The sequence below is a fragment of the Sphaerochaeta sp. UBA5836 genome, from assembly GCF_002432845.1.
Taxonomy (GTDB): Bacteria; Spirochaetota; Spirochaetia; order Sphaerochaetales; family Sphaerochaetaceae; genus Sphaerochaeta.
The window spans coordinates 1-4,219 of the sequence record NZ_DJGW01000007.1 but is presented as its reverse complement, the minus strand read 5'-3'; the positions used below and the strand labels follow the sequence as shown (position 1 = coordinate 4,219).

The window sequence follows — 4,219 nt, the reverse complement described above, 5'->3', positions numbered from 1 at the left end:
GCTTTCCTTCCTTCTGTCCAGTAGGTTTGTGAAAATTCTGTTTCTTTTGAAAACTCAAGCTGAAAAGCGGGTATCACCTGCCTGCTTCGGAGACAACGTGCATCCTTGTCCTGTCGAGCATTCTGAAACCCTCGGCATGCAGACTCAATGTGTGCAGGCCCGTAAAAAATGAGCGTAGTTTCAGATATCGCCTCAAAGAGAGCGCCTCCGGGCTCTTGGGAGGGAATTGGCTGAGATGATGGTTGAAGAGGGATGCAAGTTGTACATCTACAAATCCTCTGGTTCTTACATACGTATTCGGACGGGCAGTGTAGTAGTAGGCAATTGCCGCCACAGGGGCAGGCTTTGCATCATAGTGCTGCATTATTTCGGTGAGGGGAGCGAAAAACGCCAGCTGGCGCACCGCCTCTCCAACGTTCAGATGATCTTGGTGACATTCACTGATCAGACTGGGATCCGGAGCAAACACTACATCAGGGCTAAAATCTCCAATTGCGTGTGCAAGAGCGTGCAGCAAATCCTTTGTTTCATACCGATTTCCATCCGAAAGACCGAGAAATACAACCTCCGTCACACCTAAAGCCGCGGCTGAAGCCATAGCCTCTTTCTTTCTTATCTCTATCAATGCTTCGCATGTTGTACCTTTGGGGGCATTCTCAAGACCATAGCGGCCGTCCAAAGCAATAACAAACGCAACGGTTTTCCCGCTTTTCACCAATTTGGCTGCAGTAGAGCCCGCCCCGATCTCGATATCATCCGGATGGGGTCCGATGAAAAGGTAACGGTCGTAGCTTTCAAGTTTCCTCATGGGGCTTGCGACACGCAGAATGAACTTCATCACTTTGCTGCTTTCCTTTTCGCCAATTCGGCACAAATCCTGTCATACTCGCCTTCATCCAGACGATATTTTCGTTTGTAAATCAGATAGGAGAGATACATCAAGACCAAGGGCACCACGGTGAAGACTATAAGAAGGCCCTTCGTCTGGCTCTTCTGGACTTCTTGAAGAATCGTATTGATGCTTGAAAGCTTTTCAGCCTCGGTGATCAACTTCCTTGCAGTTTGATTCTCCATATCCGAGATACGGTTGGAAAAACCGGTGACGCCAAAAACCATGTAGGAAACGGAGGTGATGGCTACCACCAACGCGCTTGCAAGCTTGGTGAGGAAAGGCCTGAGTGAAGTGATGATCGCCTCATTTCTCGAACCATATGTATACTCATGGTACTCCACCGTATTTATGATCGAAATCATCATGATGAGGTAGAAACAATACTGGCCGAAATTTGCCAACATGTATCCGATGGTGATGATTATGAACTTAGTCATGGTGGGGCCCATCAAGAGGCCGGCAGAGAGCATGAAAAAGTACCCTACCGCCGATACCATCTGCATGATGGACATCAGCTTCTTTCGGGGGATCTTTTTTGAGATTGCTGGATAAAAGATCATCAGGAATGCCGTAGCAGACATGCCGATTGTGGTAAACAGGGAGTACAAGGCTCCGCTGTATCCAAATTCAAAGTAGATGTATGTCGAGCCTACCCCGCCCAGGACAATGCCGTTGCCAACCTGCTGGATGAGAAAGACCAAGGAAATCCAGAGCAGCTGGTCGTTGCTCACAATGGTCTTGATGATCATTCTTATGCTGATTTTGGTCGGAGGTATTGCCATGTCGCTTCTGTTTTCTTTGACGCCGAAAAGGGTGAAGCTTGCAAACAATGGGGAAATTATGCAGATGGCCAAGGCAACCATGCCGTAGGCGGTCGCCGTATTTCCCCCAATGGCATGAGGCCCGGTTGTAAGCATGGGAATGAGGATGGCCGCAAGAGTTCCCCCGATTCCTGCAAAGAGCGTCGCCCTGGACGTAAACTGGTTGCGCGAGTGTCCATCGGAAGAGAGGGCTGGGACCATGCCCCAATAGGCGATGTCGTTCATGGTATACGTGATGCTGTACATGAAATAGATGCCGCCGAAGAACAAGACGAACGGCCAACCCTGAAGGTTGTTGTTGAAAGCTGCGAACACCACCAAGGAGGTGGAGAGGATTCCCACCAGCAGCCAGGGTTTGAACTTGCCCCATCTTGTCCTGGTGCGTTCGATGATGTTCCCCATGATGGGATCATTCAACGCATCAAAGATCCGCGCTGCGATCATGATTGCGGTGATGGCAGCCAGATGGGAGGAATCGAGCGTTCTGGTGAAGAGAATAAAGGTAAGGATATAATTCGTGAACAGGGTATACACCATATCCCGACCGACGGTTCCAAGCGGATACATCCATAGATTCTTTTTTTCTTGAGTTATCATTGCCATCCTCTTTGTTGACAGTTCAAAAGTATACTATGAAAATGCCTGAATCTGTGAGGAAAGCGTATGCCGTCTTGTATGAGTAAAAAAGAAAGGAAATATCCTAACGCAATCGTTGCTTCCCTGGCAGAAGCCATCCGATAACTACGCAGCTGACAATGCAATAGACGGCCAGGCTGACCACAACAGCTGAAACCGATGCGAGCATTGCCAGAGCAGAGAACACCAAAAGTGCATGAAGGTTGGTGGCAAGGCTTATCAGCGACTGGACTGTAGCCCTTCCCTGCTCTTCGATGCTCAGTTGGATTCGGTTCTCCTGTATCACCGAGGCGGCGGAGAGCAAAAGATAAAAAAGGAAGTAGAAGACAAGGCCTGCGACAGACGGAATGATCTTGCTGGCCAAAAGGAAAAAACCTGCAACCAAGCAGATGGCTCGGCCTGCGTTGAGTATTCTTGAGCTCACTTGCTCGGCAAGGACGGCACCGAAGGCCTGCAACAAGTATCGCCCTCCCACCCAGATACCCACAAAGGCCAGGGGAACCTGATAGGAAACTGCGACCAAGGCATCGTACTCATCCAGCATGTCTGCAAGGGAGATGGGAATGACCAACAAGGCAGCAAAAACAAAGACATCCCTCTTTTTCACCAAGTGCTTGAAGGCTTCCTCGACTATCGCAAAGGAAGGCTGGTTTTGCTTATGCAGATTCACATCCCGAAAACCCAGTGCAACCACAAAGGCAAGCAGGCTGCAAAGCATGGAAAACTGAACCACAACACGATAACCCAACACGTAAGCGAGATACCCTCCGCTGAAACTGGAGAGGGCAACAGCTCCACTGCTTGCAGCCATGGCTCTTCCATAGACTTGCTCAAACCGGCCTTCCTTGCCCTGGCTTTTCAGGCTTTCAAACAACAAAGCCTCTTCGGCACCCGAGGAAAAAGCTTCACTGACTCCCCAGCAGAGGAACCCGAAGGCAAAGAATAGGAAAGAGGGGTTGATCGCCCAGAACAGGAAACAAACCGCCTTGAGCAGACAGGAAAGCAGAATCATGGATTTTCGGCTCCACCGATCGGCAAGCACCCCACTGGGTACTTCCAGAATGACAACCGGAAGCGACCAAAGGGCAAGCAGCAGAGAAACCTGATGAAGAGGCAGGCCTGCTGCTTCAAAGAAAAGGGTATACACGGGATAGATGAGCACGAGGTCCTTTAGACCCCTATAAACAATGAATCTCATTAAAGCGCCCCAAACACTCCTATCTCTTGCAATTGCTCAACGATATTGCTTCGACCGGCCACCCGGCTTGCTCCGAGCTTGATGAACTCCCACTGGCCTTTCCCGGGCCGAAGCCGGTACGGGTCTTGTAAACTCAGCACCTGCACTGATGGCAATCTCGATTGCTTTTCGCTTCAATGTATCGGTGAGGTATCCGGTTTCCAGTATTGTCTTGACGCCGACTCCGTATTCCTTGGCAGTTTCAACAACGCTTCGGATATCGGACTCAACATACGCGTAGTCACCGTCGATGCAAATCTTCATCGCTTCACTGACTTTACCCTCGGTATTGGCCGACCCATGAGGAAAGCCGACTGCAATGAGGATGTCTATACCGGTTCCCTGCATCAAAGTACTGGCGTACTTGGTCCAGGTGGGATAGACGCAAACCGTGGCAAACTTATACTGCTTTGCCGTTTCACAAGCTTTGCGCACTGCTTCCTTGCCAGCATCGATGTAATCAATTTTGGGGAGAATCTGCTTCAGAATGTCAGTGTCTTGTGCGGTAATCATTGGATGACATCTCTTTCTTGTACATACTCCAACCATGGTACCATTCAACCAAGGCAACGTCAAAGAAAGCTCAACAAGACAAAGAAAAAAGAAAGATCCGGCGGCTACCTACTCTCCCAC

At 49.6% G+C, this 4,219-nt stretch carries 4 protein-coding genes; all 4 read right to left on the bottom strand.

What is annotated here, in order from left to right:
* Window positions 1-73: 73 nt before the first annotated feature.
* A complete protein-coding gene (locus B3F49_RS00620; protein WP_293908526.1) occupies window positions 74-838 on the bottom strand; it encodes a PIG-L deacetylase family protein in 765 nt (254 codons plus the stop codon).
* On the bottom strand, window positions 838-2,310 hold the full coding sequence (locus B3F49_RS00615) for an MFS transporter (RefSeq protein WP_293908525.1): 1,473 nt from the start codon (window positions 2,308-2,310) through the stop codon (window positions 838-840). Before B3F49_RS00615 ends, B3F49_RS00620 begins: the two co-directional genes overlap by 1 nt.
* A gap of 103 nt (window positions 2,311-2,413) precedes the next feature.
* Window positions 2,414-3,547: an MFS transporter gene (locus B3F49_RS00610; protein ID WP_293908524.1), complete on the bottom strand. Its 1,134-nt coding sequence runs from the start codon at window positions 3,545-3,547 to the stop codon at window positions 2,414-2,416.
* A gap of 36 nt (window positions 3,548-3,583) precedes the next feature.
* Window positions 3,584-4,099 (bottom strand): hypothetical protein, encoded by a 516-nt coding sequence (locus B3F49_RS00605; RefSeq protein ID WP_293908523.1) that lies wholly within the window; start codon window positions 4,097-4,099, stop codon window positions 3,584-3,586.
* Between the last annotated feature and the right edge of the window lie 120 nt (window positions 4,100-4,219).